At 62.7% G+C, this 13,174-nt stretch carries 15 protein-coding genes; 9 read left to right on the top strand and 6 right to left on the bottom strand.

Annotation, left to right across the window (positions count from 1 at the left end; translation table 11 throughout):
* The gene (locus AC07UC_RS27615) at window positions 1–918 is read right to left on the bottom strand and encodes a LysR substrate-binding domain-containing protein (protein WP_494908035.1); all 918 of its coding nucleotides are present in this window, start codon (window positions 916–918) and stop codon (window positions 1–3) included.
* Between the two features lie 119 nt (window positions 919–1,037).
* Between AC07UC_RS27615 and AC07UC_RS27610 the strand changes: the two genes are divergently transcribed.
* Window positions 1,038–2,363, top strand: coding sequence for an MFS transporter (locus AC07UC_RS27610; RefSeq protein WP_494908034.1), 1,326 nt, complete (start codon window positions 1,038–1,040; stop codon window positions 2,361–2,363).
* Here the strand turns inward: AC07UC_RS27610 and AC07UC_RS27605 are convergent.
* Complete coding sequence (locus AC07UC_RS27605; RefSeq protein WP_494908033.1) at window positions 2,350–3,543, bottom strand: acyltransferase family protein; 1,194 nt, start codon at window positions 3,541–3,543, stop codon at window positions 2,350–2,352. The two genes, AC07UC_RS27610 and AC07UC_RS27605, sit on opposite strands and share 14 nt — an antisense overlap.
* A gap of 260 nt (window positions 3,544–3,803) precedes the next feature.
* Between AC07UC_RS27605 and AC07UC_RS27600 the strand changes: the two genes are divergently transcribed.
* The 6 genes from AC07UC_RS27600 (at window position 3,804) to AC07UC_RS27575 (ending at window position 7,973) form a co-directional block, all read left to right on the top strand.
* On the top strand, window positions 3,804–4,988 hold the full coding sequence (locus AC07UC_RS27600) for a cell wall hydrolase (protein ID WP_140769019.1): 1,185 nt from the start codon (window positions 3,804–3,806) through the stop codon (window positions 4,986–4,988).
* A 256-nt stretch (window positions 4,989–5,244) separates the two neighbouring features.
* The gene (locus tag AC07UC_RS27595; protein WP_140769018.1) at window positions 5,245–5,652 is read left to right on the top strand and encodes an AtpZ/AtpI family protein; all 408 of its coding nucleotides are present in this window, start codon (window positions 5,245–5,247) and stop codon (window positions 5,650–5,652) included.
* An 84-nt stretch (window positions 5,653–5,736) separates the two neighbouring features.
* Window positions 5,737–6,495, top strand: coding sequence for a F0F1 ATP synthase subunit A (locus AC07UC_RS27590; protein ID WP_019856924.1), 759 nt, complete (start codon window positions 5,737–5,739; stop codon window positions 6,493–6,495).
* Between the two features lie 84 nt (window positions 6,496–6,579).
* Entirely contained in the window at window positions 6,580–6,804 is a 225-nt protein-coding gene (locus tag AC07UC_RS27585; RefSeq protein ID WP_013896722.1) for a F0F1 ATP synthase subunit C, read from the top strand.
* Window positions 6,805–6,868: 64 nt separating this feature from the next.
* Entirely contained in the window at window positions 6,869–7,471 is a 603-nt protein-coding gene (locus AC07UC_RS27580; RefSeq protein ID WP_056564126.1) for a F0F1 ATP synthase subunit B, read from the top strand.
* 10 nt (window positions 7,472–7,481) lie between these two features.
* Window positions 7,482–7,973: a F0F1 ATP synthase subunit B gene (locus AC07UC_RS27575; RefSeq protein ID WP_140769016.1), complete on the top strand. Its 492-nt coding sequence runs from the start codon at window positions 7,482–7,484 to the stop codon at window positions 7,971–7,973.
* 276 nt (window positions 7,974–8,249) lie between these two features.
* Here AC07UC_RS27575 and rnhB read toward each other — a convergent pair whose 3' ends face one another.
* Both rnhB and AC07UC_RS27565 read right to left on the bottom strand, forming a co-directional pair.
* The gene (gene rnhB, locus AC07UC_RS27570) at window positions 8,250–8,945 is read right to left on the bottom strand and encodes a ribonuclease HII (RefSeq protein ID WP_494908032.1); all 696 of its coding nucleotides are present in this window, start codon (window positions 8,943–8,945) and stop codon (window positions 8,250–8,252) included.
* A gap of 153 nt (window positions 8,946–9,098) precedes the next feature.
* Window positions 9,099–10,253: a PA0069 family radical SAM protein gene (locus tag AC07UC_RS27565; protein WP_494908999.1), complete on the bottom strand. Its 1,155-nt coding sequence runs from the start codon at window positions 10,251–10,253 to the stop codon at window positions 9,099–9,101.
* Between the two features lie 150 nt (window positions 10,254–10,403).
* Between AC07UC_RS27565 and AC07UC_RS27560 the strand changes: the two genes are divergently transcribed.
* Entirely contained in the window at window positions 10,404–10,931 is a 528-nt protein-coding gene (locus AC07UC_RS27560) for a glycosyltransferase (protein ID WP_202323382.1), read from the top strand.
* 144 nt (window positions 10,932–11,075) lie between these two features.
* On the top strand, window positions 11,076–12,050 hold the full coding sequence (locus AC07UC_RS27555; RefSeq protein WP_202323381.1) for a hypothetical protein: 975 nt from the start codon (window positions 11,076–11,078) through the stop codon (window positions 12,048–12,050).
* Between the two features lie 6 nt (window positions 12,051–12,056).
* On the opposite strand, the gene AC07UC_RS27550 is transcribed toward AC07UC_RS27555, so the two are convergent.
* Both AC07UC_RS27550 and moaB read right to left on the bottom strand, forming a co-directional pair.
* Entirely contained in the window at window positions 12,057–12,476 is a 420-nt protein-coding gene (locus AC07UC_RS27550) for a GFA family protein (protein ID WP_494908031.1), read from the bottom strand.
* A 142-nt stretch (window positions 12,477–12,618) separates the two neighbouring features.
* Window positions 12,619–13,173: a molybdenum cofactor biosynthesis protein B gene (moaB, locus tag AC07UC_RS27545; RefSeq protein WP_202323379.1), complete on the bottom strand. Its 555-nt coding sequence runs from the start codon at window positions 13,171–13,173 to the stop codon at window positions 12,619–12,621.
* Window position 13,174 lies beyond the last annotated feature (1 nt).

Below are 13,174 nucleotides of genomic sequence, written 5' to 3'. Positions count from 1 at the left end.
TCAGGCCACGGCGCGCAAGCCGGTAGTCCGCGCATTGTCGGGCAATGCCTGCCGCGCCGCCTCCAGCAATATGTCCGCCAGCCGCGCCGCCACCGGCTCGAGTTCGGCATCCCGGCGATGCAGGTACAGCGCCATCTTGGGTAGCGCCGGCAGGCCGGCAATCTCCGGCTTGATCGCGCTGACGCTGGCTGGAAGGCCGATGTCGGTGCGGATCGTCAACCCCAGCCCCGCGGCCACGGCCGCCCAGATGCCGCCAAGGCTCGGGCTGGAGAAGGCCATGCGCCAGGGCAATCCGGCGCGGTCGAGCGTTTCCGTCGCCACCGTGCGCAGCAGGCACGGTGCTTCCAGTGCCACCAGCGGCAGTGGCTCGCCGTCGCGCAGGCTTGTCTCGATGCGCTTGGCCGGACCAACCCAGCGCATTGGAACGTCGGCGACGTGCTCGCTATAGGGCAGCATCGTGCCATTGTGCCAGGCAAGCGCGATATCGAGACTGCCTGACGTGATCTTGTCGGCCAGCTCGAAGCTGCGCGCGATCCTGGCCTCGATCTTGACCTTGGGATGCGCACGGGTGAAGCGGCCGAGCACGTCGGGCAGCACCGCCTCGCCAAAATCCTCCTGCAGGCCAAGCCGCACCCAGCCTTCCAGTTCGACATCGTGGATGGCGGCCGCCGCCTCGTCATTCAACTCGAGCAGCCGGCGCGCATAGCCCAGCATGGTCTCGCCGGCCTCCGTCAAGGCGAGGCCGCGCCCCGATTTGCGGAAGATCGGCGTCGCTGCCTGCTCTTCCAGTTTCTTCAACTGCGCGCTGACCGCCGAGGTCGACCGGCCAAGCCTTTCGGCGGCCTTGGCAAAGCTGCCGAGCTCCATGCCGGTGACGAAACTGCGCAGAACGTCAAGGTCGAAGGTCACGCGTTGCATGGAAACGTCCTGTTTTTCAGGATGTATAGTCAAAAAGTTCCTGATTTTAAGGACAAAACTATGGCGCTAGAGAGATGGCGTCAAGGTCCAGGCGACTGGACCCCCATGGGAACGAAATCATGTCCGCCATCGCCGACTGCGCCGACCAAGAGCCAACACAAATCCTGCAAGACAGGGCTGCCGGCCCCGCCAGAAGGGTGTTAAGCCCCGGCCATCGCTGGAAGGTCCTGGGCATCGGTGTCGCTGCGAACGCCAGTTTTTCGGCCACCTTCTCCGGCATACCGGCAACGGCCGTCGTGCTTCGGCAGGGCTACCAATTGAGCAATGCCGAGCTTGGCCTGGCGCTTGGCCTCCTCGGACTGGGCGTTGCGCTCAGCGAATTGCCCTGGGGCTTGCTCACCGATCGCTGGGGCGATCGCCGTGTGCTTCTGATCGGGCTTGGCGCGACGGCGGCCTGGCTGCTTGCCATGGCCATGCTCGTTGTACCGACGAGGTCAGGCATTCCCGATGTCACGCTCCTGTCGGCAAGCCTGCTCGTCACCGGGTTATTGGGCGGCAGCGTCAACGGCTCGAGCGGCCGCGCCATCATGGGCTGGTTCCGGGAAAACGAACGTAGCTTTGCCATGAGCATCCGTCAGACGGCGGTGCCGCTTGGCGGTGGCCTGGGCGCGCTTGTCCTGCCGTCGCTCGCCCTGGTTTTCGGTTTTTCCGCGGTGTTCGGGCTCCTGGCTGGCACCTCCGCTCTCTCCGCCCTGTTCGCCTGGCGTTGGCTGCACGAGCCGCCGACCGTGGATCACGTCGTTTCGCCGGCCGCGGCCGGATCGGCGCCGCTGCGCAACATCGAGGTCTGGCGCATCGCGACCGCTATCGGCTTGCTCTGCTTCCCACAGGTGGCGGTGCTCACGTTCGCGTCGGTGTTTCTGCACGACTTCGCAGGGCTGGGAACCGCCGCGATCAGTGCGAGCCTCGCGGCCGTGCAGATCGGCGCCATGGTCATGCGCGTCTGGAGCGGCCGCTTCACCGACCGCCACGGCAATCGTCGCCAGTTTCTTCGCAGATGCAGTGCGCTCAGCGCGCTTGCCTTCGTGGTGCTCTGGGTGTTGGTCCTGGCTAGCCCCGCCATGCCGGGCGGCCAGCCCTTCCTGATCGCTGTTCTTCCCTTGGTGCTGATTGCCGCAGGCATCTCGGTCTCCGCCTGGCATGGTGTTGCCTATACCGAGCTTGCCACGCTTGCCGGCGCCGGCCATGTCGGAACCGCGCTCAGCCTGGCCAACACCTTTGTTTTCGTTGGCTTCTTCCTGGTGCCGGTGGCCATTCCCGGGCTGCTGCACCTGTGGTCATGGTCCGGCGTCTGGCTGTCGGCCGCCATCTGCGCACTGATCGCATGGCCGATCTTCCTGCGGCCGTTGCCACGATCGGTCTTGGGCCGAGCTAGGGCACTATGAAAAGTGGCATTTCTGCGGAAGTCAGCGGCTGTCTCATGAATGGAAACCGTCTCTTGGCCCAAGCAATGCACGGGCTTTCAATGGTTCGGTGTAGAATGATCGAAAACAGCAGACTGATCAGTCCAGCGGAAATTGCTGCCGTGATTGATCCGTGGAGACGAACAAAATTGAAATTGTGGGACAGATTGATGATGACGATCTGATGAATCATATAAAACGAGAAGCTGATTTCTCCCAGAAAAACCAAAGGACGGGAGGATAGGATATTTGAGATTCTGCCGCCCTGATGCGCAAAGACATAAATCATGACCGCAAACAGCGGGTACATTCCGTATTCTCGATAGGCAACCGATGCGATGATTGACGTGTGCCTGCCGAGCGCTTGCGTAACTCCAGCATGCAGGCTGGCGTAAAGCACCACGCCGAAGACAACAGCGATCTGGCAAGGCGTGACCCATCTGTCCGGGATGTGGAGGCGCCTGAACAGCTGATAGACAGCGACGCCACTCAGGAATTCGACCATGCGCAAGGGCGGAAAGAGCTGGGCGAAGGAAGCATCCGTTACATAGAGGTCCAACATCGGCTGCTTGGAAGGTGGAGGAAAAAACGGCTGCGGCAAAACTACGGTCAGGGTAAGCAACGCGAAGACCGCGAGTGTCCAACCGTAGATCAGCATTGTCGCTGGGCGCGGCCTGAGGGTGAGGATGAACGGCAGCACCAGATAGAAGAACAGCTCGACCGATATCGACCATGAGACGCCGTTGTAGGCGAAGGCAGTACCAAAAGCCGGAATCCACGAACTTTGCAGCGTTGTGGTCAGATAAGCGGTCAGGGCGCTTACCGGGCCTTGAAGTGTCACCAAGGCAAAGAAACTGCACAGCATATGAACCGGCCACAGCCGGAAAAATCTTTGAGCGATAAAATTTCTCATGTCGCGGGACGTCCGGAACTGTCCCTCGAAACCATATGACAATACGAAACCGGACAGGACGAAGAAGAACGATACAGCACAACCGAGATCCATACCCCAGATGGGTCGAGACGCATCGATGCCGAATTCCTGCAGGTGATGGAAAAAGATAGACAGGGCTGCCACGGCTCGCAGCGAGGTCAGGCTATGAAGCTGCGGACGCTGGGCTACTGCGGTCCTTGCTCCGCCATTCGCGGTTGTGCTCTCCACGACCTGCCTCTGTCGCCTGCTCGCGGCGCCGCTGTTTCGAACCGGCTTTATCTAACGGCTGGAATGTGGATATCCGGTTAAGTCCGTCCTACAGCGGCAAGCCCGCACGCTGCCCGCTCTCCCGCCGCAAAACCGCCCGACTTCGAAACCACGACCTTGAGCCGACCGGGAAAACCCGATCGATCCCGTTAACGTCCCATCAAGGTTAATGCATCATTTTGCTCTCCAGTGGGGTCAGTAGCGTTCCTGGAGAGAGTTCCGTGCATCGACGCGTCTTGAAGCGGCTTGCTGCCGCCGCCGGTGAGAAGAAGCGCAATTTTGTGTCTCCGCTCATCATCGGCCTCGGCATCTGGATCGGTTTCCCGACCGTCGCCGCCTACCAGGACATGACCAGCCTGGTTTCCGGCCTCGAATCGCCGACCGCGCGCTGGAATTCCTATGTCGAGAGATCCGTCGCCGGTTCCGTGCATGCGGCCGAGATGCCGTTCGTTGATTCCGATGTCACCGGCTCGATCTCCGGATCGGGCATTCACCTGGCGGGCGTCGGCTCTGTCTCGTTTCGCGGCAAGGGCGGCAAGGTCAGCGGCTCGCCCGACGAGGATCGCGTCATGCGCGCCGACAAGAAGGGCCGCATTGTCCAGGTGTCTCCCGTTGCACCGCCGAAGAATTTCAACGCCGGTTCGATCTTCCAGCGGACCTCCTCCTTGATGCGGCCGAGCATGGACAGCGACCTGAAAATGGCCTTTGCCAAGCCCCAGATCAAAGGCAAGGAAATCCAGATCGCCGCGGAATTCCATGCGCGTGAAGACAAGAAGCCGGATCCCGGCGTGCCGGCCATGCTTGCGGCCCTGGTCAACAATGATCATCCGGATGTGCTGGCAACGGCCTATGCGCAATCCGAGCCGGACTATGCCAAGGCCTCGCCCTTCGAAGCCCTGCTTCAGGATGAGCAGCCCAACAGTGGCCGCTTCATTCCACCGATGGCCAAGGGTGACCATTGGTGGATACAGAATCCGCTGCCCGAGAGTGTCTTCTCCAAGAAGGAGCAGGCATGCCTGGCCAACGGCATCTACTTCGAGGCGAGGAGCGAGTCCGTGCGCGGCCAGGCTGCCGTTGCCCAGGTCATCCTCAACCGCGTCCGCAATCCGGCCTATCCCAATTCGATCTGCGGCGTCGTTTACCAGAACGATAGCTGGTTCAACCGCTGCCAGTTCTCCTTCGCTTGCGACGGCAGGAAGAAGCGCATCGACAGCCCGGTCGCCTACAAGACCGCGCAGGACATCGCCATGGCCGTCACCGCCGGCAAGATCTTTATCCCGGAGGTCGGGTCGTCGACCCACTACTATGCCCAATATGTCCATCCGGGCTGGGCTCGCACGATGCAGAAGATGACCAAGATCGGCTTGCATATCTTCTACCGCACCTATGGCGGCGGGTGGAGCTGAGGGGCTGTCGGCCGCTGGTCTTTTCCGCCGGCTACGGGCTCGATTGGGGAGCCATTGCCCGGGGGATTCGCGCGACGCATCCCCATCGTCGCGGCGGGCACGATGTCGCACCTCACTAATTATTTGATTTCATTGCCAAAAATACATGGCAATGATCTTCCGCCCGTGGCTTGACGGGCGCAAACCCTCTAACTATGTTGCCGGCGACTTTAGAAGCGGACGGACGGTGACGGTCTGACCGGGCAGGGGGGTTGCGATGGCCGAGAAAAACAGGCCAGACGGAACCGGAGAAACCGGCCGCGGCAATCAGCATGAAACCGGCATCCGCGACGACGATCTTGAGCGACGTCGGCGTGAACTTGAAGCATCGCTTGCGACAAGGCTACCGAACCGGCTCGAGGGGAAAGACGACGCGAAAGCGGGCAGTGCGGCCGGATATGGCCAGGCGGTCAAACTCTCCAGTGAATTTATCGCTGGCGTGGTGGTGGGCGCGGGCATCGGCTGGATCATCGACCGTATGGCGGGGACCTCGCCATGGGGACTGATCGTTTTCCTGCTGCTTGGTTTCGGCGCCGGCGTGCTCAATGTCATGCGTTCCGCGGGCGTTGTGGCAGAATTCGGACAGGGCAATAAATCGCGCTCTGACCGGGACGACAGCAAATGACCGCCCTTCAGGCGGTATTTGGAAATAGCCGCCCTCGTGCGGCAATGGTAATTTGGCCGTTCGCGGCATTGACGGGGTTAGAACGTGGCAGCTGACAAGGTCGATCCGATCCACCAGTTCCATATCATCAAGCTGGTTCCGATTAACATCGGCGGCTATGACCTGTCCTTCACAAATTCGGCACTGTTCATGGTCGCGACCGTGGTGGTGGCTGCCGCGTTCCTGTTCCTCACGACGTCGAGCCGCAGCCTGGTTCCCGGCCGGCTGCAGTCGATCTCCGAGATGGCCTACGAATTCGTCGGCAACATGTTGCGCGACGCCGCGGGCACGCAGGGCATGAAGTTCTTCCCGTTCGTGTTCTCGCTGTTCATGTTCGTGCTGGTCGCCAATCTGCTCGGCCTGTTTCCCTATTTCTTCACCGTCACCAGCCACATCATCGTCACCTTCGGCCTTGCTGCATTGGTGATCGGAACCGTGGTGGTCTACGGCTTCATGAAGCATGGTCTCGGCTTCCTGAAACTATTCGTGCCGCACGGCGTGCCGGTATTCCTGCTGCCGCTGGTGGTACTGATCGAAGTCATCTCCTTTGTGTCGCGCCCGGTCAGCCTCTCGGTTCGTCTGTTCGCCAACATGCTTGCCGGCCACATCACGCTGAAAGTGTTCTCAGGCTTCGTCGTCAGCCTCTCCGCGCTCGGCGCGGTCGGCGTGGCGGGCTCTGTCCTGCCGCTGGCGATGGCCGTGGCGCTTACGGCGCTTGAATTGCTGGTTGCCTTCCTGCAGGCCTACGTCTTCGCGGTGCTGACCTGCATGTACCTCAACGACGCCCTGCATCCCGGGCACTGAGCCAAAGAGTTTCCGGCCCAAGAGTTTCGAACATTGGGCCCGGATGGAATACCAACGGAATTTCAGATCCAAAGGAGTTAACAAATGGACGCAGAAGCAGCAAAGTACATCGGCGCCGGCATCGCTTGCCTGGGCATGGGTGGCGCGGGCATTGGCCTGGGCAACATCTTCGGCAGCTACCTCTCGGGCGCGCTGCGCAACCCGTCGGCTGCTGATGGTCAGTTCGGCCGCCTGATCTTCGGCTTCGCTGTGACCGAAGCTCTGGGCATCTTCTCGCTTCTCATCGCGCTTCTGGCCCTGTTCGGCTGAAGCAACTGGGAAGATTGGACAGGCCGGCCGCGAAAGCGGCGGGCCTGATATCAGGGGATAGTCCATGTTCGTGACATCTGCCTTCGCGCAAGAGTCAGCGCCTGCCGCCGATACCAGCCATGCCGCGACCGGAGGCGACACGCATTCCGGCACCAGCGTGCCTGCCGAGGCACATGGCGCATTTCCGCCGTTCGATCCTGCGACCTTCCCGTCGCAGCTTCTGTGGCTGGCGATCACTTTTGGGCTGTTCTACCTCTTCCTGAAGCGGGTCGTGGTACCGCGCGTCGGCGGCATCATCGATGTTCGCAACGACCGCATCAGCCAGGATCTCGACCAGGCGAGCAAGTTGAAGGGCGAGGCCGACGCCGCCGTTGCCGCTTACGAGCAGGAACTGGCGGAAGCCAAGAAGAACGCCAACTCGATCGGCCAGCAGGCCAACGATGCGGCCAAGGCGGAAGCCGAGACCACGCGCAAGAAGATCGAGGCCGCGCTCGACGAGAAGCTTGGCGAGGCCGAAGCACGCATTTCTTCCATCAAGGCCAATGCCATGAAGGAAGTCGGCAGCATCGCCGAGGATACAGCTTCGGCAATCGTCGAGGCACTGGTCGGTGGCGGCAAGGCCAGCAAGACCGAGATCGCGGCCGCGGTCAAATCCGTGGCTCGGTGAGGAGCGCATCATGGACGCCACATCTCTCGCAACGCTTTGGGCAACGATAGCCCTGATCATCTTCCTGGGCGTCGCCATCTACATCAAGGTGCCGGGTCTGATCGCCAAGGCGCTCGATGCCCGTGCCGCCAGGATCAGCAGTGAGCTCGACGAGGCGCGCAAGCTGCGCGACGAGGCCCAGCAGCTGCTCGGCCAGTACCAGAAGAAGCGCAAGGAAGCCGAGCAGGAGGCTGCCGACATCGTCGCGGCCGCCAAGCGCGAGGCCGAAATGCTCGCCGCGGACGCACACAAGAAGACCGAGGACTACGTTGTCAGGCGCACCGCTCTTGCCGAACAGAAGATCGGTCAGGCTGAACGCGATGCGGTCGCCGAGGTGCGCGCCAGCGCCGTCGACATCGCCGTCGAAGCCGCCCGCGCACTGCTGGCCGCAAAGGTCGATGTCAAGGCCGGCGCCGACCTGTTCAAGGCTTCGCTCGCGGACGTGAAGGCCAAGCTGAACTGAGCGGTTCTCAAGCCGCCGACATGGAGCCGCCCGGGCAACCTGGCGGCTTTTTTGTTTGTGGCGCGGATAATCTCCCCCCTCGAGGGGGAGATGTCGCCGAAGGCGACAGAGGGGGTCGGTTCGACCGGTCTCAACGCAATCTTTGCGACGTAGAATAGAAAAGTCGGCGCTTCATGAGCGGCGACCCTCTCTGGCCTGCCGGCCATCTCCCTTTCGAGGGGGGAGATCGGCCTACACCGCTGCCCTCGGCAATCTCCGAGAAATAACGCCGTCAGCTCAATCCAGCCCGGCCAGGCTCTCTTCTTCAAGCACTTCAGCCCCGCCCAGCCTGAACGGCGCAAACGACACGCGGTGCAGCCGCGCGACGGGGCCGTGCGCCTCGATCGCCGTGCGGTGGCGGGCCGTGGCGTAGCCCATATGGACTTCAAAGCCGTAGCGGTCGTGATGGCTGCCGCAGCCGCACATCATGCGATCGCGCATCACCTTGGCGACGATCGAGGCGGCGGCGATCGACTGCGAGCGTTGATCGCCCTTGATCAACGCGCGGCCGGCGCACGGCAGTCCGGGCGGCACATCGCGGCCGTCGGCAAGCGCGAGTTTCGGGCGGACCGACAGCCCGACCAGCGCGCGCCGCATCGCCTCCAGGCTTGCCTTGAGGATGTTGCTGCTATCGATGCCTTCGGCACTGATCGAGGCCATCGAAACCGCCTGTGCGGAACCAAGAATGCGCAGGAACAGCGCCTCGCGCTGCAAATGACTGAGACGTTTGGAATCGTCGAGGCCTTCGGGGATGTTGGCGGGGTCGAGCACCACCGCGGCCGCGACCACCGGCCCGGCCAGCGGGCCGCGGCCGGCCTCATCCATTCCCGCGACAGGCCATAGCCCGTCAGCCATCGCCTTCGTCTCGAAGGAGAAATCGGGTTTCTCGACGATTTCGAAGAGAAGCGGAGAATCGGAACGCGCGCGAGCCATGTTGCGGCGAGGTTCGCATCGGCTCCGATTCTCCGCAAGTCCCTCCGGGTCGGGTGGGGCGCCGGACCGGGAGGGCACCGTCTGCAGGCCGGGGCAGGCCGGACGGGATTCTTTGCCGCGACCGCAATGAAGCGGCGGCGGCGAAGGGGGCGTTCAGAGCAGCATCAACTGCTCCTGGTCCTTTCCGGCCGCGACGAACTGGTCGGTGCGCAGCGTGCGCCGCTCAGCGTTGAGGCCGAGCCGTTTGGCGGTGATCTCGAAGCGGCGGCCGATCTGCCAGGCGTAGGGTCCGGCGCCCTTCATGCGCTTGCCCCATTCCGAATCGTAGTCCTTGCCGTCGCGCATCGAACGGATCAGCGACATCACGTGGCGGTAACGGTCGGGATAGTGGCGCAGCAGCCAGTCCTTGAAGATCGGGCTGACCTCCAAAGGCAGGCGCAGAACGACGTAGCCCGCCTCGCGCGCACCCGCCGCGCGCGCCGAATCGAGGATCCGTTCCATCTCCTGGTCGGTGAGGCCGGGGATGATCGGCGCCACCATGACCGAAGCCGGAATGCCGGCATCCGAAAGCTGCCGGATCGCCTCCAGCCGCTTGGTCGGCGTCGACGCACGGGGTTCCATGGTGCGCGCCAGCATGCGGTCCATTGTCGTCACCGACAGCGCCACCTTGGCCAGTCCGCGCTCGGCCATGCGCGACAAGATGTCGATATCGCGCGTCACCAATGCGGACTTGGTGACGATGCCGACCGGATGGCCACGCGCTTCCAGCACTTCGAGGATCTCGCGCATGATCCGGTATTGCTTTTCGATCGGCTGGTAAGGGTCGGTGTTGGTGCCGATGGCGATGGTGCGCGGCTGGTAGCCGTCCTTCGACAGTTCCTTGTCGAGCAACCGTGCCGCATCCGGCTTGGCGAACAGCTTGGATTCGAAATCCAGGCCCGGCGATAGGCCCATGAAGGCGTGCGTCGGCCGTGCGAAGCAATAAACGCAGCCATGTTCGCAGCCGCGATAGGGGTTGATCGACCGGTCGAAGGAGATGTCAGGCGATTCGTTGCGGGTGATGATGGTGCGCGGCTTTTCAACCTGCACTTCGGTCTTGAAGGGCGGCAGCTCCTCCAGCGAATCCCAGCCATCATCGAAGACATGGCGGCTGATCGGCTCGAACCGGCCGGACGGATTGATGCCCGCCGACCGGCCGCGATTGCGGTCCGGACGGATACGCATGCCACTCTGCTCGATCATCGCATTGGCCATCTCGGCTCGTCCAGCTCCGAAGGCTGCAATGTCGGCGCGCACGATCGGTTCCATCTTGGCCCGCTCCCAGGGACTGTCCATGTTGTTTCGAATCGCTCGGTTCATGAAATTATTCCTATTTTCTCGAGGAGAACAAATCAAGAACTTTCTATGCTGCGCTGCAAAAACTGGCGCTATGCGCTGCTTTCCGCTATTCGGCTAAACATGCTCAGTGTTCTCATTGAAACGCGCAATGACGAGGAGGCTCTCGCCCGTACGCTCAGCTCGCTGATTGGCGGCGCTGTCGAGGGCGTGGTGCGCGAGGTCGTCGTCTGCGACACCGGCTCCACGGACCAGACGCATCATGTCGCCGAGCATGCCGGCTGCCAGTACGTGGCAAGCGGCGGCATTGCCTTGGGGATCCGGCAGGCCAAGGGTGACTGGCTGCTGCTGCTGGAGCCGGGCGCGCGGCTGGTGGAGGGGTGGATCGATGCGGTTGTCGCCCACACGGCGCGGCAAACCATGGCGGCGCGATTCTCACGCGCGCGGGGCAGCCGCACACCGTTCCTGGCTCGGGTCTTTTCGGGAAACCGTGCGCTCGCCGATGGGCTGGTGATCAGCAAGCGGCAAGCCGCGTCCTTGTCGAAGAGCGCCGGTAGCGCCGAGGCGCTGGCGCGTGGCCTGGCGACAAAGAGGCTCGACGCCGAGATCTGGGTAGCGCCGCCGAAGCAGCAGCACCGCTCGCCAAAGTGATTTTTTGCATGTGCTCTGTCCATTGTGCATTGCACAAAACGTGACGCGGGGTTAACCTCTCCCGGAGGTGGTGAAGTGGGTTTGGGTCATACGAGTGGTGAGCACCGATGCGGCATCGGGTTCACGCTCACGGACGAGGACCCGATGAACCTTTCAACCCCAGACAAATCCGGCGCCGCCAGTCTCGAGGCCATTGCGCGCAATGGCGGCCTGTTGCGGCGCATCGCCGTGCGCATTCCGACCTATCTCACGGACCTGCGCGAAAACCCTGCCTGGCTGCCGATGTTCATGCTGGCGCGCACAATGCCCGGGCGCCGAATGCATTGGCTGGGTGCAAAACGCGCCCGTCCTGCCGACAATCTTGGGGATACGATGTTTTCCGGTGTCGAGCGGGCGGCGGTGGTCGATGCGCTGCGCTCTGACGGCCTGTTTTCAGGCCTGGTCCTGCCATGGGAAATTCATGAGGAGATCGCGCGTTTCGCGGACCGCACGCCTTGCTTCGGCAATTTCGACCGCCGTCTCGAATTCATGCCGGGCGAGCATGCGCAAGCCGAGAAACGCCTGGCTCGCTCGCTGCTCAGCGGACACTATTTCGAGCGCATCCTCGACTGCCCGGCGGCACTCGCCATACAGCGCGACCCGCTGCTGCTCGACATAGCCGCGCACTATCTCGGCGGCCAGGCGAAACTGATCACCACACGCGTCTGGTGGAGCTTTCCAACCGGCGAGGCCTCCGACGCCGACAAGAACCTTGCCTCGCTCGGCAAGTATCATTTCGACCTCGATGACTGGCGCATGCTGAAATTCTTCTTCTACCTCAGGCCTGTCGACGCCGACACCGGTCCGCATGTCTATGTCAGGGGCAGCCATAGGCGCCGCGCCATAAAGCATCAGTTGACCCTGTTGGTCGGCCATCCCGCCCAGGAGGTGCTGGACGTCTATGGCGAGCAAAGCCCGGTGACGCTGACAGGCGAAGCTGGCCTCGGCTTCGTCGAGGACCCGTTCGGCTTCCACATGGGCACCGTGCCGGCGCGCACGCCGAGGCTGATGATGGAGGTGGGCTTCGGTGTTTCGCGCCCGTCACGCCGGCGCTTCCATGGAGAGCCGGTCATCCGCTGAGCGGGATCAGTCGAAGCTGATCTCGACCGGCATCCAGCGGAGGCGACGCCTGGCTTCGCGTTGCTCTCTGCTTTCCCCGTCGAAATCGACGGGGAAAGGCTCGCGGCTGAACGCCTTTTGGTCGTCCAGGGCATTGATGATGATGATTGCTCTAGCATCGTCTCCGGTGATCGCGGCGACATAGACGCCGCAATCGGCGCAGATCAGATAGTCGGCCGTCCTCAACCCGAACCGGTATCTGCGCAACCGCTCGATATCCCTGACAGAGACGGCCAGCCTGCCGTCCGGATCGGCGACGGCGCGCGAGCCATGCTTGATGCAGAACGGGCATTGGCAGGCGCGGACTTGGATTTGCGATGGATCGAGTTCGGTTGAAAATCGCAGACGTATGTTGCCGCAATGGCATCCGCCGGTATGCTCGTTCATCGCATCATCCTTGCCGGGATCGGCTGTTGCCGTTCCACGAGAAGGTACTTTCTCCGGCATCCGGTTTGGAATGGCGTTTCGAAGGCGCCGGCGCCGTTCTGCCTGGCAAACGCGGCGTGAAACCGGGGCTTGCCCTCGGCTTTTACGGAGCCGACTTGCCGCGCCGCAGATGTTCGTCCAGGCGCGGCATGATCTCGACGAAGTTGCACGGCATGTGGCGGTAGTCGAGCTGCGCCTTCAGGATGCCGTCCCAGGCGTCCTTGCAGGCGCCGGGCGAGCCCGGCAGCACGAAGACGAAAGTGGCGTTGACGACGCCGCCGGTCGCCCGGCTCTGGATCGTCGAGGTGCCGATCTTGTCGTAGGAGATGCGGTGGAACACTTCGGAAAAGCCGTCCATGCGCTTTTCGAAGATCGGCTCCAGCGCCTCCGGCGTCACGTCGCGCCCGGTGAAGCCGGTGCCGCCGGTGGTGATGACGACATCGATATTCTTGTCCCGCGACCACGCCAGGACCGTGTCGCGGATCTTGTCGCGGTCATCGGTGACGATATCGCGGGCGGCCAGGATATGGCCGGCCTCGGTGATGCGATCGGCCAATGTCTGGCCGGATTTGTCGTCGGCAAGGCTGCGCGTATCGGAAACGGTCAGCACCGCGATGCGAACCGGAATGAACGAACGGCTCTCGTTGGTCCCAGCCATA

The sequence above is a fragment of the Mesorhizobium sp. GW821-FHT04C10 genome (assembly GCF_059420305.1).
This window is presented reverse-complemented; position numbering and strand designations above follow the sequence as displayed.

Bases quoted from the DNA above. Each gene is read 5' to 3' on its own strand.
- moaB (WP_202323379.1), bottom strand. From the start codon at position 13,173: ATGGCTGGGACCAACGAGAGCCGTTCGTTCATTCCGGTTCGCATCGCG.
- AC07UC_RS27565 (WP_494908999.1), bottom strand. From the start codon at position 10,253: ATGGAACCGATCGTGCGCGCCGACATTGCAGCCTTCGGAGCTGGACGA.
- AC07UC_RS27585 (WP_013896722.1), top strand. From the start codon at position 6,580: ATGGACGCAGAAGCAGCAAAGTACATCGGCGCCGGCATCGCTTGCCTG.
- AC07UC_RS27575 (WP_140769016.1), top strand. From the start codon at position 7,482: ATGGACGCCACATCTCTCGCAACGCTTTGGGCAACGATAGCCCTGATC.
- AC07UC_RS27595 (WP_140769018.1), top strand. From the start codon at position 5,245: ATGGCCGAGAAAAACAGGCCAGACGGAACCGGAGAAACCGGCCGCGGC.
- AC07UC_RS27615 (WP_494908035.1), bottom strand. From the start codon at position 918: ATGCAACGCGTGACCTTCGACCTTGACGTTCTGCGCAGTTTCGTCACC.
- AC07UC_RS27550 (WP_494908031.1), bottom strand. From the start codon at position 12,476: ATGAACGAGCATACCGGCGGATGCCATTGCGGCAACATACGTCTGCGA.
- AC07UC_RS27580 (WP_056564126.1), top strand. From the start codon at position 6,869: ATGTTCGTGACATCTGCCTTCGCGCAAGAGTCAGCGCCTGCCGCCGAT.
- rnhB (WP_494908032.1), bottom strand. From the start codon at position 8,945: ATGGCTCGCGCGCGTTCCGATTCTCCGCTTCTCTTCGAAATCGTCGAG.
- AC07UC_RS27555 (WP_202323381.1), top strand. From the start codon at position 11,076: ATGAACCTTTCAACCCCAGACAAATCCGGCGCCGCCAGTCTCGAGGCC.
- AC07UC_RS27610 (WP_494908034.1), top strand. From the start codon at position 1,038: ATGTCCGCCATCGCCGACTGCGCCGACCAAGAGCCAACACAAATCCTG.
- AC07UC_RS27560 (WP_202323382.1), top strand. From the start codon at position 10,404: ATGCTCAGTGTTCTCATTGAAACGCGCAATGACGAGGAGGCTCTCGCC.